The organism is Kluyvera sp. 1366, assembly GCF_054823405.1.
Genome location: NZ_JBTRDW010000010.1, coordinates 136827 through 160472 on the forward strand (window position 1 = coordinate 136827; position 23646 = coordinate 160472).

23 protein-coding genes are annotated in these 23646 nt (G+C 56.0%); 12 read left to right on the forward strand and 11 right to left on the reverse strand.

Annotation, left to right across the window (positions count from 1 at the left end; all coding sequences use genetic code 11):
• Positions 1–89 precede the first annotated feature (89 nt).
• Positions 90–1085, forward strand: a complete 996-nt coding sequence (locus tag ACVLVH_RS20965; RefSeq protein ID WP_192414769.1) for an autotransporter domain-containing protein — start codon at positions 90–92, stop codon at positions 1083–1085.
• Here ACVLVH_RS20965 and ACVLVH_RS20970 read toward each other — a convergent pair.
• Entirely contained in the window at positions 1082–2266 is a 1185-nt protein-coding gene (locus ACVLVH_RS20970) for a BaiN/RdsA family NAD(P)/FAD-dependent oxidoreductase (RefSeq protein ID WP_137386694.1), read from the reverse strand. The genes ACVLVH_RS20965 and ACVLVH_RS20970 overlap by 4 nt on opposite strands.
• Before the next feature lie 242 nt (positions 2267–2508).
• Between ACVLVH_RS20970 and pitA the strand changes: the two genes are divergently transcribed.
• Positions 2509–4008 carry an inorganic phosphate transporter PitA gene (pitA, locus tag ACVLVH_RS20975; protein WP_137386695.1) on the forward strand — a complete coding sequence of 500 codons (1500 nt, stop codon included), beginning with the start codon at positions 2509–2511 and terminating at the stop codon, positions 4006–4008.
• 43 nt (positions 4009–4051) lie between these two features.
• On the opposite strand, the gene uspB is transcribed toward pitA, so the two are convergent.
• Positions 4052–4387, reverse strand: coding sequence for a universal stress protein UspB (gene uspB / locus ACVLVH_RS20980; RefSeq protein WP_008108136.1), 336 nt, complete (start codon positions 4385–4387; stop codon positions 4052–4054).
• 418 nt (positions 4388–4805) lie between these two features.
• On the opposite strand from uspB, the gene uspA reads away from it, so the two are divergent.
• Positions 4806–5243 (forward strand): universal stress protein UspA, encoded by a 438-nt coding sequence (uspA, locus tag ACVLVH_RS20985; protein ID WP_007889892.1) that lies wholly within the window; start codon positions 4806–4808, stop codon positions 5241–5243.
• 66 nt (positions 5244–5309) lie between these two features.
• Here the strand turns inward: uspA and rsmJ are convergent, their stop codons facing one another.
• The 3 genes from rsmJ to ACVLVH_RS21000 all read right to left on the reverse strand — a co-directional run bounded on the left by rsmJ (position 5310) and on the right by ACVLVH_RS21000 (position 8877).
• Positions 5310–6059, reverse strand: a complete 750-nt coding sequence (rsmJ, locus tag ACVLVH_RS20990; protein ID WP_176972605.1) for a 16S rRNA (guanine(1516)-N(2))-methyltransferase RsmJ — start codon at positions 6057–6059, stop codon at positions 5310–5312.
• A gap of 8 nt (positions 6060–6067) precedes the next feature.
• Complete coding sequence (gene prlC, locus ACVLVH_RS20995) at positions 6068–8110, reverse strand: oligopeptidase A (RefSeq protein WP_192414766.1); 2043 nt, start codon at positions 8108–8110, stop codon at positions 6068–6070.
• A gap of 317 nt (positions 8111–8427) precedes the next feature.
• Positions 8428–8877, reverse strand: a complete 450-nt coding sequence (locus ACVLVH_RS21000; RefSeq protein ID WP_225614580.1) for a YuaE family lipoprotein — start codon at positions 8875–8877, stop codon at positions 8428–8430.
• A 329-nt stretch (positions 8878–9206) separates the two neighbouring features.
• Here ACVLVH_RS21000 and ACVLVH_RS21005 point away from each other — a divergent pair, with 329 nt between their 5' ends.
• Positions 9207–10049 carry a 23S rRNA (adenine(2030)-N(6))-methyltransferase RlmJ gene (locus ACVLVH_RS21005; RefSeq protein WP_101762727.1) on the forward strand — a complete coding sequence of 281 codons (843 nt, stop codon included), beginning with the start codon at positions 9207–9209 and terminating at the stop codon, positions 10047–10049.
• A 40-nt stretch (positions 10050–10089) separates the two neighbouring features.
• A complete protein-coding gene (locus ACVLVH_RS21010) occupies positions 10090–10902 on the forward strand; it encodes a CPBP family intramembrane glutamic endopeptidase (protein ID WP_192414764.1) in 813 nt (270 codons plus the stop codon).
• On the opposite strand, the gene rnz is transcribed toward ACVLVH_RS21010, so the two are convergent.
• Positions 10899–11810 carry a ribonuclease Z gene (gene rnz, locus ACVLVH_RS21015; RefSeq protein ID WP_192414762.1) on the reverse strand — a complete coding sequence of 304 codons (912 nt, stop codon included), beginning with the start codon at positions 11808–11810 and terminating at the stop codon, positions 10899–10901. The two genes, ACVLVH_RS21010 and rnz, sit on opposite strands and share 4 nt — an antisense overlap.
• Positions 11811–11936: 126 nt before the next feature.
• Between rnz and gorA the strand changes: the two genes are divergently transcribed.
• The 4 genes from gorA (at position 11937) to ACVLVH_RS21035 (ending at position 15337) form a co-directional block, all read left to right on the forward strand.
• A complete protein-coding gene (gene gorA / locus ACVLVH_RS21020) occupies positions 11937–13289 on the forward strand; it encodes a glutathione-disulfide reductase (RefSeq protein ID WP_192414760.1) in 1353 nt (450 codons plus the stop codon).
• Positions 13290–13509: 220 nt separating this feature from the next.
• On the forward strand, positions 13510–14442 hold the full coding sequence (locus ACVLVH_RS21025; RefSeq protein WP_192414758.1) for a nucleoside recognition domain-containing protein: 933 nt from the start codon (positions 13510–13512) through the stop codon (positions 14440–14442).
• A 163-nt stretch (positions 14443–14605) separates the two neighbouring features.
• Positions 14606–14881, forward strand: a complete 276-nt coding sequence (locus tag ACVLVH_RS21030; protein ID WP_101762732.1) for a type II toxin-antitoxin system RelE family toxin — start codon at positions 14606–14608, stop codon at positions 14879–14881.
• An 87-nt stretch (positions 14882–14968) separates the two neighbouring features.
• On the forward strand, positions 14969–15337 hold the full coding sequence (locus ACVLVH_RS21035; RefSeq protein ID WP_110867668.1) for a helix-turn-helix domain-containing protein: 369 nt from the start codon (positions 14969–14971) through the stop codon (positions 15335–15337).
• Between the two features lie 75 nt (positions 15338–15412).
• Here the strand turns inward: ACVLVH_RS21035 and ACVLVH_RS21040 are convergent, their stop codons facing one another.
• Complete coding sequence (locus ACVLVH_RS21040) at positions 15413–16234, reverse strand: SDR family oxidoreductase (protein WP_192414756.1); 822 nt, start codon at positions 16232–16234, stop codon at positions 15413–15415.
• 95 nt (positions 16235–16329) lie between these two features.
• On the opposite strand from ACVLVH_RS21040, the gene ACVLVH_RS21045 reads away from it, so the two are divergent.
• A complete protein-coding gene (locus tag ACVLVH_RS21045) occupies positions 16330–17232 on the forward strand; it encodes a LysR family transcriptional regulator (RefSeq protein ID WP_192414754.1) in 903 nt (300 codons plus the stop codon).
• Between the two features lie 108 nt (positions 17233–17340).
• Positions 17341–18258, forward strand: a complete 918-nt coding sequence (locus ACVLVH_RS21050; protein WP_192414752.1) for a bestrophin family protein — start codon at positions 17341–17343, stop codon at positions 18256–18258.
• On the opposite strand, the gene ACVLVH_RS21055 is transcribed toward ACVLVH_RS21050, so the two are convergent.
• From ACVLVH_RS21055 to ACVLVH_RS21070, 4 genes are all read right to left on the reverse strand, one after another.
• Positions 18259–19155: an alpha/beta hydrolase gene (locus ACVLVH_RS21055; protein WP_192414750.1), complete on the reverse strand. Its 897-nt coding sequence runs from the start codon at positions 19153–19155 to the stop codon at positions 18259–18261.
• Between the two features lie 274 nt (positions 19156–19429).
• Entirely contained in the window at positions 19430–19777 is a 348-nt protein-coding gene (locus ACVLVH_RS21060) for a hypothetical protein (protein WP_101762791.1), read from the reverse strand.
• Positions 19778–19803: 26 nt separating this feature from the next.
• Entirely contained in the window at positions 19804–21153 is a 1350-nt protein-coding gene (locus ACVLVH_RS21065; RefSeq protein ID WP_192414748.1) for a cation:proton antiporter, read from the reverse strand.
• A 53-nt stretch (positions 21154–21206) separates the two neighbouring features.
• Complete coding sequence (locus ACVLVH_RS21070; protein ID WP_309832774.1) at positions 21207–22412, reverse strand: MFS transporter; 1206 nt, start codon at positions 22410–22412, stop codon at positions 21207–21209.
• 92 nt (positions 22413–22504) lie between these two features.
• Between ACVLVH_RS21070 and ACVLVH_RS21075 the strand changes: the two genes are divergently transcribed.
• The gene (locus tag ACVLVH_RS21075) at positions 22505–23437 is read left to right on the forward strand and encodes a LysR family transcriptional regulator (RefSeq protein WP_192414746.1); all 933 of its coding nucleotides are present in this window, start codon (positions 22505–22507) and stop codon (positions 23435–23437) included.
• The last annotated feature ends 209 nt before the right edge of the window (positions 23438–23646 follow it).

The following is a 23646-nucleotide window of genomic DNA, read 5'->3' on the forward strand; positions in this document are numbered from 1 at the left end:
TCAATCCGGCGGCTAATCGCCCGCATATTCAGGGAAAGCTTGCCGGTAGCAGGCCCCATTTATTTTGGTTTTACCGGCTGCAGAGCTCGATGATTGCTCCGCTTCCACCCGATCCGGATCTGATCGACCCCGTGCTCGATGGCAATCCACCTCCCCCGCCGCCGCCCTCCGTGCCAGGACCTAAGCCACAAATCCCAGCTTATGCCGCTCTGCCTGCCGCACTCTTTGGTATGGATGAAAATCTGCAAGCACGCTTTATCTATGATGCACAACTTGCAGGTCGGGATGGTCGCCATGACCTGTTCATTTCGGGTTTTAGCGTTGATGAGCGCTATCGCAGCGAAGCCAATCACAACCAGAGTGAAAACCGCTATTACGGCTGGCTGGTAGGCTTACGTGGATTACTGACGGAAGATGAGCAACGACAGCTGGCACTGAGTGTGGCGATCAGTAAAGGTCACTTCACTCTGGAGCCCTCACAGTCCAGCGGCAACAGCCACGGGCAGGTTGATACTCAAGGTATCAATGCCATGTTGAGCTGGCAGCCACAGCATGGCCTGCAACTGGCTCTGCCGATTAGCGTCGGTCACTATCGCGGCAATATAAGCAGTGATGAAAAAGATAAGGTGGCGCAGGTAAAAGCCCGCAGCGCCAATATCGGTATGGATGTTGGCTGGCGCTGGCAGCAGGGTTCACATGCGTTCACCCCAGTGCTGGGCGCCACCATGCAATGGGCACGCATCAAGGATATTCATGACAACGACAATCTACATATTGGTTATTCACAGCAAAAACAGCTGCAGTTCTCTGGCGGTATGAAATATGACTTCAGACCAACAGATAGCCTGAAATTTGGCCTTGAAACACGCTATGTGCAGTACAGCGGCCATGCGGGCAATGTTGCGGTAGATAAAGATAATCTGCGTACTGGCCGAGGCGGTAAGCACCTGCAATATAGCGGCGACGTTGGCTGGCAACTGACTGAGAATGTTCAGCTTAATAGCCAGCTTAAGTGGCAACATCGCCTAAGTCAGGAAGGTGCCAGCAACTGGCAGACACAACTGGGTGTAAAGATTACCTTTTAAAGCGCCTGCGCGCACGCCCAGGCCGAGCTCCACGCCCACTGGAAGTTGTAGCCGCCCAGCCAACCGGTAACGTCCACCACTTCGCCGATAAAGAACAAACCTGGCACATCGCGCGCTTCCATGGTTTTTGACGACAGTTGGGTGGTATCGACGCCGCCTAGCGTCACTTCTGCGGTGCGATAGCCTTCGGTGCCGTTTGGCTGCACGCGCCATTGATGCAGCGTGCTGACCAGTTCGCCCTGCTGCTTGCTGTTAAGCTGCTTCAGCGTGACGTCAGGAATCTGCTTTAGCTCCTGCAGCACTTCCACCAACCGTTTTGGCAGAATTTTCGCCAGACTGTTTTTCAGGCTGAGATTGGGATGCGCTTCGCGCTGCACATGAATGAAATCATCCAGCGAAGTGGCAGGTGACAAATCAATGGTGACGAATTCACCCGGCTGCCAGTAGCTGGAGATTTGCAGCACGGCGGGCCCCGATAAGCCGCGATGGGTAAACAGCATCGCTTCTTTAAATAAGGTGCCGTCCTGCGCGGTGATGGTGGTGGGCAGCGCGACGCCCGACAGCGTGTTGAGCTGTTCCAGCAGCGGTTTATGCAGCGTGAACGGCACCAATGCCGCACGCGTCGGGAACACTTTCAGGCCGAACTGTTCCGCCACTTTATAGCCAAACGGCGTGGCGCCGAGGCCTGGCATCGAGAGCCCGCCGCTGGCGATCACCAGTTTTTCTGCCTGCACCGATGTGCCGTTCAGCTGCAAGGTATAACCGTTATCGTCGCGCTCAACGCTCAGCACTTCACTGCGCAGGCGCAGCGTCACCTGGCCGGCATCACACTCTTTCAACAGCAGATCGACAATCTGCTGTGCGGAGTCATCGCAGAATAATTGCCCGAGCGTTTTCTCGTGATACGCAATGCCGTGGCGATTGACCAGATCGATGAAATCCCACTGGTTGTAGCGCGCCAGCGCCGATTTGCAGAAATGCGGATTGTGCGACAGATACGCCGCCGGTTCGGTGTGCATGTTGGTGAAGTTGCAGCGACCGCCGCCCGACATCAAAATCTTGCGACCGGCTTTTTTGCCGTTATCCAGCAGCAATACGCGGCGACCCAATTGCCCTGCCTGCGCAGCGCAGAACATGCCGGCTGCGCCTGCACCAATAATGATAACGTCAAACTTTTCCACTGCTTTTATCCGCCTTGCTCGAAAGGCGCTGATTGTAGGGATTTGCGGCTTTTAGCGCCAGCTTCAAAAAAATGCCGTAAATGTGTCATAATGTAACTTACTAATTTTAAGCTGTTTTCAGCTAAATCTATACGCTGCATTACAATTTTAAGACAATAAAGAGCTATATTTTTCTTTCATATCGCGCACGTTGTCGCAGATAATGCGCCGCGTTCATGTCCTCCCAAAATGGCGTAACGTTTATGCTACATCTGTTTGCTGGTCTCGACCTCAGTACCAGCCTGTTACTGATTCTTGCTCTGCTGTTTGTATTGTTTTACGAAGCAATCAACGGTTTTCACGACACTGCTAACGCGGTCGCGACTGTCATTTATACCCGTGCGATGCGGGCGCAACTGGCGGTTGTCATGGCGGGTGTTTTCAACTTCTTAGGTGTTTTGCTTGGTGGATTGAGCGTGGCGTATGCCATCGTTCACATGCTTCCGACCGATTTACTGTTGAATGTCGGTTCGGCTCACGGACTCGCCATGGTCTTCTCCATGCTGCTGGCCGCGATTATCTGGAACCTTGGCACCTGGTATTTGGGTTTGCCGGCGTCCAGTTCTCACACATTGATTGGCGCCATCATCGGTATTGGTCTCACCAACGCCCTGATGACCGGCACCTCGGTGGTTGACGCGCTCAACCTGCCGAAAGTCATCAATATCTTCATGTCCCTGATTCTTTCGCCGATTGTAGGTCTGGTGATTGCAGGCGGTCTGATCTTTATCCTGCGTCGCTACTGGAGCGGAACCACCAAGCGTTCACGCATCCACATGACGCCTGCTGACCGTGAAAAGATTGATGGCAAGAAAAAGCCCCCGTTCTGGACGCGCATTGCCCTGATCGTTTCCGCGATTGGCGTGAGCTACTCACACGGCGCTAACGATGGTCAGAAAGGCATTGGCCTGATTATGCTGGTGCTGATCGGCGTTGCGCCGGCTGGTTTTGTGGTGAACCTGAATGCGTCGGGTTATGACATCACCCGCACGCGCGATGCCGTAAACCATCTGGAGCAGTATTATCAGCAGCACAACGAATCACTGACGCACATGGTGCAGATGGCGCCGCCTGTGGTGCCAACGCCAGATGAATCGCTTGGCGGTCCGCAGGAGTTCCATTGCGACAGCAGCCGTGCGCTGCAGGCTATCGATCGTGCGCAGCTGCTGCTGAACAATCTGCAGAGCTACGATCAGCTGACGGTTGATCAACGCAGCCAGATGCGTCGCCTGCTGCTGTGCGTTTCCGATACCGTAGATAAAGTGGCCAAGCTGCCGGAAACCAGCGCGGACGATAAGCGCTTCCTCAACAAGCTGAAAAGCGATTTGCTGGGCACCGTTGAGTACGCACCGATCTGGATTATTGTGGCTGTGGCGCTGGCGCTGGGCATCGGCACCATGATTGGCTGGCGTCGTGTTGCCACCACCATTGGTGAGAAAATCGGTAAGAAAGGCATGACGTATGCGCAAGGGATGTCGGCGCAGGTGACGGCCGCGGTATCGATTGGCGTGGCCAGTTACACCGGTATGCCCGTTTCTACCACGCACATTCTGTCGTCGTCGGTGGCCGGTACCATGCTGGTCGATGGCGGTGGATTGCAGAGTCGCACCATCAAAAATATCGCTATGGCGTGGGTGTTCACCTTGCCGGTGTGTATTTTGCTGTCGGGTTCGCTCTACTGGATTGCACTGAAACTGATCTAAGCAAAGCGCAGAAATATTCGAGGGCGACGCGATGTCGCCCTTTTTATTGCCAGATCGCCATCGCAATCAAACTCACCACCACCAAAAAGCAGAGCCCGCTGGTCAGCACAAACTGCCCGCGCACGCGCTCACAGCGGCGAATGAACTCGTCGTCATGATGATCGTGATAGCGCTTCTCCCAGATATAGCGCACCAGCCGCACCTGCTTACTCGGCTGCCCGTGCGACGTAAAGAAACCCGCACCATCCACGTATTGATATAACAGCGGATCGCAACCGCGCAAAACGGCTAAAAGTGAGCGCAAAGAAGAGAAATAGCGCGCCATATTCACCAGACAAACCACACACAGAGCCCAAAAAAGCGCGATAGTGCTGATCATGTTCCCCTCCCGGCTGGAGCCGCAACGACGTCGAACGCAGCGGGGAATTGCTGTAGACGCCGCACGGGAAATAAACCAGCCATTGAATGATGTCGATTGCATTGTTGTTATGCGAACCTGAGTGCGCAACGCATATGGCAGTGGCACTTATTTTCAGTGTAGGAGATCTGTTGAATTTTTTTCCAGCGATGATTTTCGTTCAGGGCGAGTGAAAAAGCCGATAACGCTTGATCTGCCTCACAAGCGAACTTGCGCTTGCAGCATTTGTTAACAACTCTGGCTATACTCAGGACATAACAAAAACCGCCTGCAAGGCTGAAATAGTTGGTTGGTGGCGCTTCATCGCCGTCTCGCGCAAAGGAATCGCCGACCGTGAAAGCAGGAAGATTGCCCCGAATCTTGAGAAAGGAGTTTTATCATGGCTTATAAACACATCCTGATTGCAGTAGACCTTTCCCCGGAAAGCCAGTTGCTGGTTGATAAAGCCGTTTCGCTGGCCCGTCCTTATGATGCAAAAATCTCGCTGATCCACGTTGATGTGAACTATTCAGACCTCTACACCGGGCTGATTGATGTCAATCTGGGCGACATGCAGAAGCGTATTTCTGAAGAGACGCATACCGCGCTGAAAGAGCTATCGATCAATGCCGGTTATCCGATCAGTGAAACCCTGAGCGGCAGCGGCGATCTTGGCCAGGTGCTGGTGGATGCGATTAAGAAATATGATGTGGATTTGGTGGTGTGTGGTCACCATCAGGACTTCTGGAGCAAGCTGATGTCATCGGCGCGCCAGTTGATTAACACCGTGCATATCGACATGTTGATTGTGCCGTTACGCGACGAAGACGAAGAATAAAAATCAGGCCGGGTTACCGGCCTGATTTTTTGTAGCGGCGCAATGTATTGCGCATTGTTTGCGTTATTACCCCAGCGGCGGATAAATATCAAAACGATGGCTTTTGGTCACCACCGCATCCTGCGTCACCACGCCCGCTAACGGCGGCGCGTAATCCGGACGCTTCACCACAATGCGCTTCTTCGCCAGACGGCGCGCCGGTTCCAGCAACGCATCAGCATCATCATCCGCACCGACCAGCGACTGAAACACCCGCATCTCTTTCTTCACCATCGCGCTTTTCTGGCGATGCGGATACATCGGATCGAGATAGACCACATCCGGCGCGGGCGTGATATCGCTCAGCGCTTGCTGGCTAACAGCGTGCAGCAACGTCAGCCGATCGCGCAGCCAGCCGCCAATCTCCGCATCCTGATAACCGCGACGCAAGCCATCGTCCAGCAAGGCCGCCACCACCGGATGGCGCTCCAGCATGCGCACGCGACAGCCCAGCGCCGCCAGCACAAACGCATCGCGCCCCAAACCGGCCGTTGCATCAACCACGTCTGGCAGATAACCGCTTTTGATGCCGACCGCTTTCGCCACCGCTTCGCCGCGACCGCCGCCAAACTTACGCCGATGCGCCATCGCGCCAGAGACGAAATCCACGAAGATGCCGCCGAGTTTCGGCTCATCCAGTTTACGCAGCTCGAGATGCTCAGCGGTTAACACCAGCGCCATCGTCGCCTGTTCGTCCTGCTGCAAACCCCAGCGCTCGGCTAAATGTAATAAGGCGCCGTCTCCGGCGCCCGTTTCATCGATTAAACCAATTTTCACAAGCCGGCTTATCCCTGAATTCCGTAGTGTTCCAGCATCGCATCGAGCTGCGGTTCACGGCCACGGAAGCGTTTGAACAGCTCCATGGGCTCTTCGGAACCGCCACGCGTCAGGATGTTGTCGAGGAACGACTGACCAGTCTGACGGTTGAAAATGCCCTCTTCTTCGAAGCGCGAATAGGCATCGGCAGCCAGCACGTCGGCCCACAGATAGCTGTAGTAACCGGCCGCATATCCGCCAGCAAAGACGTGGCTGAAGGCGTGCGGGAAACGGCCCCATTCCGGGCTTGGCACCACGGCAACCTGCTTCTTCACTTCACGCAGGGTTTCGAGGATGCGCGCACCTTGGGCGGGATCGAACTCGGTATGCAGACGGAAATCGAACAGGCCGAACTCCAGCTGACGCAGAATAAATAGCGCCGCCTGATAATTTTTCGCCGCCAGCATTTTATCCAGCAGTTCCTTCGGCAGCGGTTCACCGGTTTCGTAGTGGCCGGAGATAAACGCCAGCGCTTCCGGCTCCCAGCACCAGTTTTCCATAAACTGGCTCGGGAGCTCGACGGCATCCCACGGCACACCGCTGATGCCAGACACGCCCGGCGTTTCGATGCGCGTCAGCATGTGATGCAGACCGTGACCGAATTCATGGAACAGCGTGATCACTTCATCGTGCGTGAACAGCGCCGGTTTGCCCTGCAGCGGACGGTTAAAGTTGCAGGTGAGATAGGCCACCGGCTTCTGCAGACTGCCGTCGGCTTTACGCATCTGGCCGACGCAATCGTCCATCCACGCACCGCCACGCTTGTGTTCACGTGCGTAGAGATCGAGGTAGAAGCTGCCGCGCAGTTCACCGCTTTCGTCGAACAGGTCGAAGAAGCGCACGTCTGAATGGTAAACATCGACGTCTTTACGCTCTTTAGCGGTGATGCCGTAAATGCGTTTAACCACCTCGAACAGACCACTCACCGCGCGCGCTTCCGGGAAGTACGGACGCAGCTGCTCGTCGCTGATGGTGTAAAGATGCTGTTTCTGTTTCTCGCCGTAATACGTCAGATCCCACGGATTCATCTCGTCGACGCCGTACTCTTTCTTGGCGAAGGCGCGCAGCTGAGCCAACTCTTTTTCACCCTGCGGACGGGCACGTTTCGCCAGATCGGTCAGGAAGTCGATGACCTGCGCCGGATTTTCCGCCATTTTGGTTGCCAGCGATTTGTCGGCGTAAGAGTCGAAGCCCAGCAGCTGAGCCAGTTCATGACGCAGCGCCAGCTCTTCCGCCATCACCGGACCGTTGTCCCATTTGCCGGCATTCGGGCCCTGTTCGGAAGCACGCGTTGAATATGCGCGGTACAGCTCTTCACGCAGCGCAGCGTTGTCGCAGTAAGTCATCACCGGCAGATAGCTTGGGATATCCAGCGTCAGCAGCCAGCCTTGTTGCTCTTTGGCTTCGGCCTGCGCTTTGGCGGCGGCCAGCGCGCTTTCCGGCATACCCGCCAGCTCCGCTTCATCGGTCACCAGCTTGCTCCAGCCCATGGTGGCGTCGAGCACGTTGTTGCTGTAGGTCGAACCCAGTTCAGAAAGACGTGCCGCGATTTCGCCGTAGCGCTTTTGCTTCTCTTTATCGAGGCCAATACCGGACAGCTCGAAATCACGCAGGCTGTTATCCACCGCTTTCTTCTGCGCGGTATCCAGCGCCGCGTAGCTATCGCCCTCTTTCAGGTTGCGATAGGCCTGATACAAACCTTCATTCTGGCCGACCCAGGTGCTGTATTCGGACAGCAGCGGCAGCGTTTGCTCGTAAGCTTCGCGCAGTTCCGGGCTGTTTTTCACCGAGTTCAGATGGCTGACCGGCGAGAACAGGCGACCTAAGCGATCGTCAACTTCAGCCAGCGGCTGCACCAGATTTTCCCAGGTGTAAGGCGCGCCTTGCGCCACAACGCGCTCCACCGCTGCGCGACAGTCGTTCAGCGCTTCGGTAACCGCAGGAACCACATGTTCAGGTTTGATAGCAGAAAACGGGGGCAGCGAAAAAGGCGTGAGTAACGGATTGGTCATAAGCGCAGTCCTTTCATGATGAAGTAGTGGCGCGAATGCTCGCGCGACGCATTTTACTAACATGCGGCTTGATGACAGGAAAATCAATGCCACTGAGACCGGACCCACGAAGAAAAGGCTGCGCTAAGACTCAGGCGGAGAGTAAAAACACGGTAATAATCCAGCATCACGGCCGATGACGTTGTCTCATCACATGTTCCTGTCACGGCCAAAAAGCAACAAAGGCTTCAGCGCTATTGGTTTAATAGTGCTGAAGCCCATGCAAAGCGGGAATTATCGTACGGCAGCTTAATGCTCAGGGGGTTAAATACAGATGTTTAACCGGCCTGACGAATAATCAGCTGTGACAGACGTGTCTTAATACGGAAGCACAATTCACGAATCTGGAATTGATAACGCGGCATCACTAAGTCGTTAATATCCGCGCCAATGGAATCTTTAATTTGCAGGTATTTATTGGTCTGGGCACCGATTTTCTGGAATTCGACCTGATAGCTGTCAAATGACGCCTGGCTATACAGACGCATCGCGTCGAGCTCTTTACGGCACTGCTGAATGTTGCTGGAACGGTCGTCACTGAGTGAAGCCGTCGCGGGTTGCGCCGGCGCTGAAGCCACAAATGGCGTACCTTGCTGCTCTGGCGCGGTTTGCGCGGCGGATTGTTCGTCCGCAGTCGGCGGCGTTACTAAACTATGAACGGGTTGTTGTTTCGCGCAGCCAGTCAGTACCAACAGGCTTGCCACCGCGACACCAGTCATTTTTTTCATTATTGTCACCAGGAGTTGTTTGAGATGCTTTAAGCAAAAAATTATACGGTCTTCACCGGAAAGTTTCCTGCCAGAACCACCTGGCATTTCGCTCATGACCGCTTCGTTATCGGAAACTAACTTACTTAATCCGTGATGAAATTTCGAGTATCACGTCATTTCGTAGCAAATTACCGACAAGAAGTCTGATCGCAACCGGCTATAGCGGCGCATGGGCGCAAAACTTAAGCGGCAGCCAAAACGTCAGCAATTTTTATGCAGCGCGGCTATAATCGCGCCACACACGATGTTTTCACTCCCTTTGATCCAACCGCGGACCCCCTTTTTTTATGCTGAGTTATCGCCACAGTTTTCATGCCGGCAACCATGCCGACGTGCTGAAACACACCGTTGAAAGCCTGATCCTCACCGCCCTGATGGAGAAGGAAAAACCTTTCCTCTATCTGGATACCCACGCCGGTGCCGGACGTTACCTGCTGAGCGGAGAGCACGCCGAGCGTACCGGTGAATATCTGGAAGGCATTGGCCGCATCTGGCAGCAGCCGGATGTGCCGGAGTTGCTCAAGCCGTATCTTTCGGCGGTGCGTAATCTCAATCCGCACGGCACCTTAAAGTACTATCCTGGTTCGCCGTTGATTGCCCGCTTCCTGCTGCGTGAAGAGGACAAAATGGAGCTGACCGAGCTGCACTCCAGCGATTACCCGCTGCTGCGCACCGAGTTCAGCAAAGATTCACGTGCGCGCGTGGCGCGTGGTGATGGCTACCAACAGCTGAAAGCCAAGCTGCCGCCGCTGAGCCGTCGCGGCCTGATTCTGATCGATCCGCCATATGAGTTGAAAAGCGATTATCAGGATGTGGTGAAAGGCATTCAGGAAGGTCACAAGCGTTTCGCCACCGGCGTGTTTGCGCTGTGGTATCCAGTGGTGATGCGTCAGCAGATCAAACACATGGTTAAAGATCTGCAGGCCACTAATATCCGCAACATTCTGCAGATTGAACTGGCGGTGCGTCCAGACAGCGATCAGCGCGGCATGACGGCTTCCGGCATGATCGTGATTAACCCGCCGTGGAAGCTGAAAGCGCAGATGGAAGAGCTGCTGCCGTGGCTGCATCAGAAGCTGGTGCCCGCCGGAACCGGTCACTTCAGCGTCACGCAGATCGTGCCAGAGTAAGTTCGCCTTACCGCGTCGCCAGCCTATCAGGACTATTATCATGTGGATCATTCTGGCTGGCGCGCTTGCTATGCTATCGCCCGCCAAACGTTTTTCGGTACTGCTGCTCACGCTCGCCACCATTCTTGGGCTGTTCCAGGATGTGCTGGATTGGCCGGCGATGCTGCTGCTCGGCGCCATTGCCGTCATCGCCTGGATTCGCGTGGAAAATAACGCGCGCTGGATTCAGTGGGTGAGTGAAGCCGCGCTGGTTGCCATTGCCATCGGCCTGTTTGTACACTTTTTCCCGGGCTTCAAAAATCCGCGCCAGGTGGAAGATGTGCAGGCCGGGCCGCTCAGCCTGCCCTTTAGTTTCTCGTACAACTTCGATAAAGCGCTGATTCCGTTTGTGCTGCTCATCTGCTTGCCGCAGCTGTTCCGCACCCAATCCGCGCCGCCGCGACTTAAAATTTTGTGGCTGGCGCTGCTGGCGGCGATTCCGCTGCTGTTGTATGTCGCGGTGCAGTTGGGTGGCCTGGCCGTTGAACCCCACTGGCCGGAATGGTTGGGCCGTTTTATGCTGGCGAACCTGTTCTTCGTGTCACTTGCAGAAGAAGCGTTCTTTCGTGGCTATCTGCAACAGCGTCTGCGCCAGCACATTGGTGCCGTGGCGGCATTGCTGTTGACGTCGCTGCTGTTTGGTCTGGCGCATTTCCCTGGCGGACCGCTGCTGATGATCTTCGCCACGCTCGCCGGATTGATTTACGGCCTGGCGTGGCAGTGGAGCGGACGCCTGTGGGTCGCCACCGGCATCCATTTCCTGTTCAACATGACGCATCTGCTGTTCTTCACCTATCCGGCGCTACAGCACTAAACCTCGAACACCGCGAAATCATGTGCCAGCTCGGTCGCCGCAAACACCGACTGGCACTCCGCCAGCAGTTTTTCCCGATCCTTCGATAAATAGCGCGAGCTGAAATGCGTGGCGATCATGCGCTTCGCCCCCGACTGTTTCGCTACTTCCGCAGCCTGAATGGTGGTTGAGTGGCCGCGTCCATTGGCTTTCTCCTGCAGCGCCGCCTCCAGCGTGGTTTCATGCACCATCACATCGGCATTCGCGGCCAGCTGGAGCGCCACGTCGGTGGGCGCGGTATCACCAAATATCGCCAGCACTTTGCCTTTGGTTGCCGGGCCAAGATAATCCGCGCCGTTGATCTCGCGACCATCTTCCAGCTGGATACGCTTACCCGCTTTCAAATCCTGATACCACGGCCCGCGCGGTACGCCTTCGGCTTTCAGGCGCGGCGCATCAAGGAAGCCTGGTTTATCGTGCTGCTCGATGCGATAGCCATAACACTCAATCACATGATTCATCGGCCAGGCCGTCACGCGCACTTCGCCGTCATCCAGCACTAAACCGGCGTCGATCTCGATAATCTCCAGCGGATAAGAGGTGTACGAGCCACTCAAACTGAGCGCCGTCTCAATAAACTGGCGAATACCTTTCGGCCCGTAAATGGTCATCGGTTCGGGGATGCCGGCCATGGAGCGGCTGGTGAGCAAGCCCGGCAGTCCAAAGATGTGGTCGCCGTGCAGATGGGTGATAAAGATTTTCTCCAGCTTGCCCGGCTTTAACGCAGAGCGCATGTATTGATGCTGCGTCGCCTCGCCGCAGTCAAACAGCCAGGTGTCGCCACGTTTCGATAGCGTCAGCGCTATCGCCGTGACGTTACGTTGCAGGCTGGGCGCACCGCCGCCGGTGCCGAGGAATGTCAGTTGCATGCTATGCTTCCCTGTAATCGGACATAAAAATCAATGCTATTACAATCATAGGTGCAATCTTTGCGTCAATAATCGTCATAGCGTTAAACTCTATGCCAATTTTCTTCCAACAGACGGACATAACGGATGACCAGACATTTTGACTACCTCGCCATCGGCGGCGGCAGCGGCGGTATCGCCTCGATTAACCGTGCCGCGATGCACGGCCAGAAGTGTGCGCTGATTGAAGCCAAAGAGCTGGGCGGCACCTGTGTCAACGTCGGCTGCGTACCGAAAAAGGTTATGTGGCATGCGGCGCAAATCGCTGAAGCTATTCATCTTTATGGGCCAGATTATGGCTTTGATACCACGGTAAACCGGTTTGACTGGTCAATTCTGGTGAAAAACCGCAGCGCCTACATCGACCGCATTCACAGCTCGTACGACAACGTGCTGGGTAAAAACAAGGTTGAGGTGATCAAAGGTTTCGCGCGCTTTATCGATGCCAACACCGTGGAAGTGAACGGTGAAACACTCACTGCCGATCATATTCTGATCGCCACCGGCGGGCGTCCAAGCCATCCAAAGGTGCCGGGCGCGGAATACGGTATCGATTCTGACGGTTTCTTCGAACTCGATGCGCTGCCAAAACGCGTGGCGGTCGTGGGCGCGGGTTACATCGCGGTTGAGCTGGCGGGCGTGGTCAATGCGCTGGGCGCGGAAACGCATCTCTTCGTGCGTAAGCATGCGCCACTGCGCAGCTTCGATCCGCTGATCGTCGATACGCTGGTAGAAGTGATGCAGGCCGAAGGCCCAACGCTGCACACCGAATCGATTCCAAAAGCCGTGATTAAAAACGCCGACGGCAGCCTGACGCTGCAGCTGGAAAGCGGCCACGAGCAAACCGTGGATTGCCTGGTGTGGGCGATTGGCCGTGAGCCGGCGACCGACAACCTCAACCTGGCAGCAACCGGCGTGGCGCTGAACGACAAAGGTTACATCAAGGTCGATAAGTTCCAGAACACCAGCGTGAAAGGCATCTACGCGGTGGGCGACAACACCGGCGCGGTGGAACTGACGCCGGTGGCCGTGGCGGCAGGTCGTCGTCTCTCCGAGCGCCTGTTCAACAACAAACCGGACGAGCATCTGGATTACAGCAACGTGCCGACCGTGGTGTTCAGCCATCCGCCGATTGGCACCGTGGGCCTGACCGAACCGCAGGCGCGCGAACAGTACGGCGACGATCAGGTGAAAGTGTATAAATCTTCTTTCACCGCGATGTATACCGCCGTTACCCAGCATCGCCAGCCGTGCCGTATGAAGCTGGTGTGCGTTGGCCCGGAAGAGAAGATTGTCGGCATTCACGGTATCGGCAACGGTATGGATGAGATGCTGCAAGGCTTCGCGGTGGCGCTGAAAATGGGCGCAACCAAGCAAGACTTCGATAACACCGTAGCGATTCACCCAACGGCGGCGGAAGAGTTTGTGACGATGCGTTAATATTTCCCGCCGGAATTGAAAAACCAGCCGTTTAATATGGCTGGTTTTTTTATGGCTGCAATTTATATACCTTTTTCTTCACTACTCAATAATCCACGCACAGGATAAGATTTATTTCTGTGCTGCAGGGCGCGCATTAATGCGCACCGCAAACTTCATGGCATTGCCAGCTTATTTATTTTTACGGGGAGAACGGTGTGAGCAAAGGTCGGAATCGGGCATGAATATTATTGATATCATTATGTCCGCAGGCAAAGCCTCGGTAGACGTGGCGCTCTACACATTGATTCCTATTATGGTGGTGATGTTATTCATCATGAAATATCTGGAGGTCAAAGGCGTACTGGATTTTGTTGTACGTCATGCCACACCGTTATTAAAACCCTTCGGTATTACCGGGCTGGCATTTTTTGCCATGATTCAACTTAATTTCGTCAGCTTCGCGGCCCCGCTGGCGGCGCTGGCCATCATGGAAAAGCGCGGTACGTCCGATCGTCATATGGCGGCCACGCTGGCGATGCTGTTTGCGATGGGCCAGGCCAGCACCTTTTATCCCCTGATTCCGGCGGGATTACACTGGAGCACAGCGCTAATTATTTCGATCTGCGGCGGTGTATTAGCAGCGGCGGCAACCTATCACCTGTTTGGCCGCAAACTTTCCGATGCGGCGCTATTAAATGAAGATGAGGCCGTTACCAACAGCGAAAATAAAATGGGGCTGATTGGCATCATTAATAGCGCCGGATCCGATGCGATTCGTCTGGCGCTGGGTTCGCTGCCGATGCTGATTATTTCATTATCGGTGGTTGGCATGTTGAAAGAAGCGGGCGGGATTGAAATGCTTACGCGTCTGGTGTCGCCGCTGCTGGATAAGCTGAATATTTCCAAAGTCTATATTCTTCCGGCGCTGACCAAATGTCTGGCGGGCGGCACCGCCTATTACGGCGTGGTGGCGGGATTGGTGGAGAAAGGATTATACAGCGCGCACAACATCAACGCCTCGGCGGGATTACTGATTCAGACCTTTGACCTGCCCGGCATCGGGATTTACCTTGGCCTGTCGAGCCGATTCCCGCGCCTGTTCCGCTTTGCCGTGCCTGGCATTCTGCTCGGTATTGCGCTGCGTGCGACGGTGCACGCCATTCTATTCTGAAGATGGCTCAAAAGCGTTGATGATGGATAGCCGCCAAACCCTCTGCTTTGTGATTATATAGAACTAAAACACAGTAAAAATCTATATACATTGCAGATATAGAAAATAATATCTATAATATCTAAATCCAGTGAGGAGTGTTTGTAACAAGTGAGGTAAGGGAATGCCAGAGCTACATTGGCGCAAAGCTGCTCTGAAGCAGATGCGAGCCATTGCAGACGCTAACGAAAGGAAGAAGCTGAATGAGCAAGTGAATGAGTTAAAAAAGTTTCCGCTTGTTCCGCCCAATCTGGATGTTAAGTCTTTGAAAAATGGTCAGGCTGACTATCGGCTTAGATGGGGAAATTATCGTGTTTTGTTCGACTATAACAAAGGCGAGGAACCGAAAATCATCGCTATTCAGCAGGTAATGAGACGTACCAGCGGAACATATAAATAATCAAGGTAGAGATTTGCTGCCTTAATTCACAGATTCTCAACTCGTTTTCAAAAAACTGATAACGCTGAATACTGGAACATACATCCTATGATCGAATTCATCACTGACAGTGCTGGCAACCGCAAAGCGGCAATTGTTCCCATCGAGCTGTTCGAAAAAATGACTCAACATGCTGATTTCACTGAACTATGGGAATCAATCCCTTACGAATCCGGTATTAATGATGACGCCTTGATTCCAGGTGACGTCGTAGACATCGCCATTAATAAGGGTGTCACCCTTCATGCCGCATGGCGTATTTATCGTAAGCTGACTCAAAAGCAGGTTGCTGAAGCGCTTGGCATCACGCAAGCGTCTGTCTCCGCCATGGAAAAAAGCGAAAAACCGCGTGATTTTAATCTCGCCAAGCTCGCTGAGCTTTACGAGTGCATGCCAGAACAACTTACCGATGATTAAACAAAAAGCCGGTCTTCCCGGCTTTTTTGTGCCACGCGTTCTGCATGGCACTCGCGTGATTTTTAAATTATACGATTACACATCCGCGCCGAATGCCACATCGCGTTGCCCGCGCAGCTCCGCCAACCGCCCTTCCAGCGCCGCTTCGATGTTCTGATACGCCGTACTGCCAAGCGCTAAACGCAGCGGCATGCTGGCCTGATCCAGCGTGGCGATCATCGCCGTAACGCATTTCCCGGCATCGCCGGCAATGGTGAAATCGCCTGAAAGAATTGCCTGCCGCAATTGGCCAGCAGCGTTTTCACGATAAACTTCTAGCGCATCTGCCACGTCCAGCCCGGCGCCAAAATGGGTTGCGGTGGGGCCCGGCTCGACCAGCAGGAAATCGATACCGAAACTGGCGACTTCCTGGCGTACCGCCTCGACAAATCCTTCAATCCCCCATTTCGTGGCGTGATACAGGCTGAAATTGGGATAAGCGACCTGGCCGCCTTCCGAGGAAACCTGTGCGATGCGCCCGCCGCCTTGCTGGCGCAGGAGCGGGATCACCGCGCGAATCAGCTGGATTGAGCCGGTAAGATTGGTGGCGATCTGCCGATCAATCTGCGCATCGCTCAACTCTTCAGCTGCGCCGAACAGGCCGTAAGCGGCATTGCTCACCACCACATCAATGCGATCGACGGCGGCAAAGGCGCGTTCAATGGTGGGCGCGATGCTGGCGGTGTGCGCCAGATCGAGCGTAATAACCTGCAGCCGTTCGCCATAGGTTTGCTGCAGATCGGCCATCACCTGTTCACGCCGCACCGTCGCTACTACGCGATCGCCACGCGCCAGTAAACGTTCACTCATCAATCGGCCCAGCCCGCTGCTGGCGCCAGTAATCAACCAGGTTTTCATCTTGTGCTCCTCATATTGAAAACCTGATGGTAGATCGCTTTACTGGTGGAGATAATCCACCTAATCGCGCATGATCCGGTGAGGAAAAGCCACCAATGAGACGTCCTTCCTGGCACGAACTGCAGGCCATCAAAACGCTGGGCGAGCAGCGCAGCTTTCGTCGTGCCGCTGAAATGCTCGGCCTCAAGCGCTCGTCACTCAGCCATCTGGTGAAAACGCTGGAGCACAATCTGGGCGTACAGCTGTTTCAACGCACCACACGTAGCGTGTCGCTCACCGATGCCGGGCAGCAACTGCTGGATCGACTGTCGCCGCTGCTGAACCAGATGGATGATGTGCTGCACGACATCTCCGCCAGCCGCCATCAGCATTACGGCACGCTGCGCATCAGCGCCAGCGATGCCGCGATCGCTTTGCTGCTGGAGCACGTGGTGGCGGACTTTAGCGCGCGCTATCCCGATATCCAGCTCGATTTTGCCGCGCAAGGTGCGTTGGTGGATATCACCGCCGCCGGTTTTGATGCCGGCATTCGGCTGATTGAGGATGTGCCGCAGGATATGGTGGCCGTTCCGCTTGGCGGCCCGCTGACGTTTGTCACCGTCGCCGCGCCCGCTTATCTGGCGAGAAACGCGGCGGTTAATCATCCGCGCGATCTGCTACAGCAACAGTGCATTCGCCAGCGCTTACCGAGCGGAAAACGTTATCAGTGGGAATATGCGCAGGCGGAAGAAAAGCAGGAGATTGACGTGCCAGGCACGCTGACTTTGGACAGCAACGCGCTGATGGCGCAGGCCGCTCTCGCCGGTTTAGGCATTGCTTATGTGCCGTCGCTGTATGTCGAGAAAGAGATGCGCAGCGGCCAGTTGGTGGAGCTGCTGGCCGATTGGCGGGTGCAATCGGCGGGGATTGCGCTGTGGTTCCCACCCAACCGGCATCAATCCATGGCGCTGCGGCTGTTTATCGATGCGCTGAAAATCAGCCTGCCGCGTCATGCGTGAGGCGAGCAGCACGGCTTTTGTCTTAAAACCTGTAGCAATGGCGTTGATCACCTCATGCCCGGCGGCGTAACCTGTCGCCACAAAACCTAAAAAATACACCATCGCAAAATGATCGTACGTCCTCACCAACACTGGTTTCTCCGGCTATTTGACTGGCATGGATCGGTGCTCAGCAACATCGTGTTCCGCCTGTCGCTTAACCTGCTGATGTCGCTGATCGCCATCTTTGGCTATCCGTGGTACTCCACTTTCGGCATTCACCTCACCACCGCGCCTTTTAGCCTGGTTGGGGTGTCGATCGCCATCTTCCTCGGCTTTCGCAATAACGCCAGCTATGCGCGCTTTCTTGAAGCCCGCACCTTGTGGGGCAGCCTGCATATCACCCAGCGCTCGCTGCTGCGGCAGATCAAAAGCATGCGTGGCGTGAGCGAAGAACAGGTGCGGGAATTTACCGGCTTGCTGCTGGCGTTCTGCTGGTGTCTGAAACATCGCCTGCGTAAAACCGATGTGCAGGCCGATTTAAAGCGTTTGCTGCCGGCTAACTGGCGCAGCGCGGTGTTGCATCATCCGATGCCGACGTCGCAGATTTTAGTGTGTTTGAGTGAATGGCTGGCGCTACGCCGCGATGAAGGGTTGGTGTCGGATATTGTCTGGCAAAGCATTGATGAGAATCTGAATCAGCTATCAGCGATTCTGGGCGGTTGCGATCGCATTGCCAGCACACCGATTCCGTTCGCCTACAGCCTAATTCTGCATCGCACCGTTTATCTGTTCTGCACGCTGCTGCCGTTTGCGCTGGTAGCGGATTTGCACCTGATGACGCCGCTGGTGTCGATGTTTATCTCCTACACCTTTTTATCGCTGGAAGCGCTGGCGGAGGAGCTGGAACATCCGTTTGGCACCGCACCGAATCATCTGCCGCTCGATGCGCTGTGCGTCACTATCGAACGCAATTTGAAAGCGATGAATGGCGATATGCCACTACCGGAACCGCTGCAGCCGGATGCGCATTTCAATTTGACGTAATTAACTCTGATTATCCAACCAACGCACATACGCCTGATCCCACAACGCGGCAGGCGTGCCCGCTTTGCCGAGACCAAAACCGTGACCGCCGCTGCTGAGCTCAATCAGCTCAACCGGCACGCGCATGCGGCGGCAGGTATCGCGCATCAGTTCAGTATTATGAGGATTGGAGGTGCGATCGTCCTCGGCCTGCGCGAGGAACGTGGGTGGATATTGGCGTGTGACGTAATTTTGCACTGACCAGTTGGCTTCCTGGGTTGGCGTGGCGTTTTTCCCCACCATCATCAGATGCGTGTTGGTGTGCTGATACGGCGCTTCAAGGGTGATCACCGGATAAATCAGGCCAACGCTATCCACCTTCGGCCTGATTTGGTCAAGCGGATCCTGCGCCGGATAGGATTCGAAATCCGGACGCGCCGCCGCCATACCAAGCAGATGGCCACCGGCAGAAAAGCCCAGCACATGCACTTTGCGCTCCATCGAACGCACCAGACGAATGGCGCGCTGCGCATCCTGCAGCGGTGCCAGATTGCCCGCCTGCCACTTCTCACCCGGCAAACGGTAGCTGAGCACATACACGGTATAACCGTTGGCATTAAGCCAGCGCGCTACCGGCCAGGCTTCGCGGCCCATGCCGATAAAACGATAGCCGCCGCCCGCCGCCACAATCACCGCTTCGCCGTTGGGATTTTCCGGGCGGAAACGCTGAATCGCGGGTGAAACGATATTGGTCCAGGAGCCGTGCGAATTCACTTTAAGCAAGCCGGAAGGACCGCCGCCGCCCGGCGGATCGTCGGGCCACAACGGAATGACGTCATCGCGGGCAAACAGCTTGCCCGCGGTCATCGAGAGAACGGTTGCTCCAGTAGCCAACAAAAAGTGACGACGTGTAATCATCTTGCCCAGTGCCAGTATGCAAAAAATGCCAGCTTCAACAGCTGAATCTCATTATGTGACGCGTGTCTGATTTCGACGTTGGCGATTATGTACGTAAATCGTACAAAAAAGCCATAAAAAACGCGCCTAAAAAGGCGCGAGCTTTTTCGAATACCCTAAATAATTCGAGCTGCAGGAAGGCGGCAAGGGGGTGAATCCCCAGGAGCTTACAAAAGTAAGTGACTGGGGTGAACACACGCAGCCAACGCACCTGCAGCTCGAAGTATGACGGGTATTAATCTTGTTGCTGGAATTGCGTCATCACTGTTTGTTCGCACTGCTGCTGATCTTTACGCAGTTTGCCGCGCTCATCCTCGCCCAACTCCAGCCACGCGCTAATCACTTCCTGCGCGATTTCTTCATTGAATTCAGGCTGCTGCATGGCCGAAGAAGACTGGCTGGCCGCGAGTTGCGACTTCAGCTTCTCGGTGTAGCCATCCAAATCGCTGGTCTTCTTTTCACTGCTCACCAGATGACACAGCTGGCTGGCATAAACATTCTCTTCCTGATTATTGTCACCGTCGGCAGCCAACGCACCGGCCGACAGCGACAGCCCAACGAGGGCGAGTAATAACGCTTTCATAATAGGCTCCAATAATTTCCAATAAATCATTTTTCGTTCTGTTCGGCGCGGGCGGCCTGACGGGCAGCACGCCAGTTTAACAATGGCGTGACCGTGATGCCGTGCAACACAATGCTGCACACCACTAACGTCAGCGCCATGTCCACCATCTGTTCCGCCTGCGGTCCACGCATGCCGTGCACCCATGCATAGGCAATATAATTGATACTGCCGATGCCGCGAATACCCAACCAGCCAATTAGCAAGCGTCGCATCAGCGGAATATCGCAGCGCCATGTGGTGATCCACACCGCCAGCGGGCGCACCACCACAAACAGCAGCAGCGCCAGGCCAATGCCGGTGAGATTCCAGTGCTGCGCCAGCGTAATACCGAGCACCACCATCATGCCCGCCGCCAGCAAACGCTCGATAGTATCACCAAAGGAGAGCGCATCGCCGATCACCAAACCCACCGATTTCACCATGCCGCTGCTGCCCTGCGCCATCCGCTGACCGGTATTCACGCGCGCTTCAGCCGGTAAGAAACGCTCCTCTTCAGACATCTCATCTTGCGGATAGTGCTTCACCACGCGCAATTCCGCACGACGTAAACCGACGCCAGCCGCAAAGGTGGCGAGGAAGCCCGACGCATCCACCGACTGCGCGGCGGCATAGCTGAGCGCAATCAGCGCCAGCGCGAACAGATCGTTGGGTGCCAGATCCTGATTGGCGGTACGTAAATGCGTCGCCAGCTGGCCGATCAGCCAGCCCAGCGCAAAGCCGATTCCCAGCCCGCCGCCAATCGCCCACAGCGCATCTTTGGCGAACCATTCACCGAGCGCAGCGGTGCTGAGTTCGCCCGGCTGCAACAGCAAAATTGCCAGCATCAGCAGCGGCAGCGCCGAGCCGTCGTTCATGCCCGCTTCGCTGGAGAGCGCCACGCGCAGGGCATCGTCGTCACGCGCATCGTTCACTGAAATCAGGCTGGCGAGCACCGGATCGGTCGGCGCGACAATGGCACCAAACGCCAGCGACATCGCCCAGTCAAAGCCGGTGATCCAGTGCACCAGCACCGTCATGCCGCCGACGGTGAGCAGCATCGCGGGAAACGCCAGCCTGACGCCAAGCCGCCACGAATGCGCGTTGAGCGGTAAGCGCAGTTTCAGCCCGGTGATAAACAGCGAGGCTGCCATCGCGATTTCAGTAAGATGCGCGGCGAGGTTGGCGTGACCGATGATGTCGACTTGCAGCAGATTGAGCATCCACGGGCCACACAGAATGCCCGCGAACAGGTAGAGACCAAATGAGGTCACTGGCCCGCGGTGTATCCAACCGGAAGCCAGTGACATAAGAAGTAAAAGACCGCCGGTGGCGGCGGTCCAGGCCAGGAAATTCATAACGCTCCGTTTTTAAATAACATTCTCCTTTAAGCCTGGCACATGTTAGGCGATCAGTTTTTCAGATGACGGCTTGCGAGGCGAATCATCAGGGCAAGCGCAGCGGCCAATGTTGCGAGTGCAACCACGCCGGTCCAGCCCCAATGTGCCAGCGCCAGGCTACCCAGCGCCGCGCCGGTCGCCATGCCGATGAAAACAACGGTAAACATCAAGGCGTTAAGGCGGCTGCGTGCTTCTGGCGCCAGGCTGTAAACCAGCGTCTGATGCGCCACCAGCGTGGCCTGCACCCCCAAATCAAAACCGATGGTGCTGATGATAATCAGACCAAGCTGAGCCGGCATCGGCAGCAGCGGCAGCAGGAACATCAGCGCGAACGACACCATCACCAGCGTGGCACCGTACTGCGTAACACGCGCCGGACCGATGCGATCCGCCACGCTGCCCGCTAACGGCGCGGCTAGAGCGCCTGCCGCACCCGCAAGGCCGAATGCGCCAGCGACCGCGCTATCCAGATGGAAGCTTTGGCTGAGCATTAACGCCAGCGTTGACCAGAAGGCGCTAAAGCCCACCGACAACAAACCTTGTGCCAGCGCGGCGCGGCGCAGCGTTTGATGGTGCTGCCACAGATGCGCCAGCGACAGCAGCAAACGCGGATAGCTCACCGACGTGCCCGGCGTAAAGCGCGGCAGCACGCGCCACAGCGCCACGCTAATCAGCAACACCGCCGCCGCCGCAATCATGTACATGGTGCGCCAGCCGAAATACTCCGCCACCACGCCGCTTACCACGCGTGACAACAAAATCCCCACCAGCAATCCCGTCATTACCGTGCCGACGATTTTGCCGCGGCTGCGCTCCGGCGCTAACGCCGCTGAAGCGGGCACGATGTCCTGCGCCACGGTGGCGGTTAAACCGGTGACGAAGCTGGCGATCAGCAAGGCGTTCAATCCGCCCGAGAAGCCACACAGCAGCAGCGCGGCAACCAGCAGCAAACCTTTAATCAGAATAATGGTGCGACGATCGTGGCGGTCGCCGAGCGGAGCCAGCAGCAGAATCCCCAGCGCGTAACCGGCTTGCGTCAGCATTGGCACCATGCCGACGCTGCCAATCCCAACGTTGAATTGTTTGCTGATGATATCCAGCATCGGCTGGCTGTAGTAAATCGATGCGACGCTGAGTCCGGCACCGGCCGCGAGCGTGAAGACCAGCGGCGCGGGCAGTTTTTCAGCTGGCATGGCTGACGTTGATATAGCTGACATAGTGGATTCCCCCGTGAAAGTGCGCTTATTAAAGCGCGTTGCCGCCATACGCGGTAGACTGCTCAAACACAGAACTGTTATGCGCGGTGCGTATGAACAACCCATCCAGCCTTGATCGTATCGAACTGATGCAGACCTTTATCCGCATCGTCGAGAGCGGCTCGCTCTCCGCCGCCGCCGCCCAGCTCGGCACCACGCAGCCCACTATCAGCCGACGGCTGCAGGCGCTTGAGCAGCGGCTTGGTCTCAAACTGATTATGCGCACCACGCATGCGCTGAAACTCACCGACGATGGCGAGCGCTGTTATGCGCAGGCGCGTCAGCTGGTCGCGACCTGGCACGCGCTGGAGGATGACCTCACCGGTGCCAGCGACGACCCGATTGGCACCCTGCGCGTGCGGGCACCGCATGCGTTTGGTCAGGATCAGCTGATTGAACCGCTGATTGATTATCTGCATCGCTATCCACGCTTAAACGTGGAGTGGACGCTGAATGACCGCACGCCAGACTTCATCAGCGAAAACATCGACTGCGCCATTCAGGTCGGTGCGCCCAGCGATGCTTCAATCGTAGCGGTGTTACTGGCGGAAGTGCCACGCTTTGTGGTGGCGGCACCGTCGCTGCTGGCAGCGCACCCGCCAGTTGAGGACGTCTCGCAGCTCACCAACCTGCCCTGGCTGGCGCTGACCAGTTTTTATCGCAACGAAATCGCCCTGCAGCGTATTAACGATGGTCAGCCGGTGAACCTGGCGATTGCCCCGCGCCTCGCCAGCGACAGTTTATACGCGGTGCGCAAAGCCGCCGTTGCCGGGATGGGCGCGGCGGTGGTGTCATCGTGGGTGGTGCAGGAGGATTTAGCGAAAGGGGATTTGATTCAGCTGTTGCCGGAGTGGCAAGCGCCGCCGCTGCCGGTGTGGCTAACTTATCCGTGGGCCAGCTACTATCCGGCGCGGTTACAGAAGTTTTTCGCCATGATTCGGGACGTGATGCCGAAGTTAGCCGGGACGCAGCCAGCGACGCGGTAGCGGTTGTCCCTCACCCTAACCCTCTCCCAACGGGAGAGGGAACCGATGGTAGCGCGGTCAGCCCCCTCGCCCGCTTGTGCCGATGGTAGCACGGTTAGCCCCCTCGCCCGCTTGTGTACAGTCCGGGGACATGGTAGACAGGTGTTCGGGGACATGGTGAACACTTTTTAACATCCTTTACCCATGGTGATCGACTTTTTCTTCAGGTC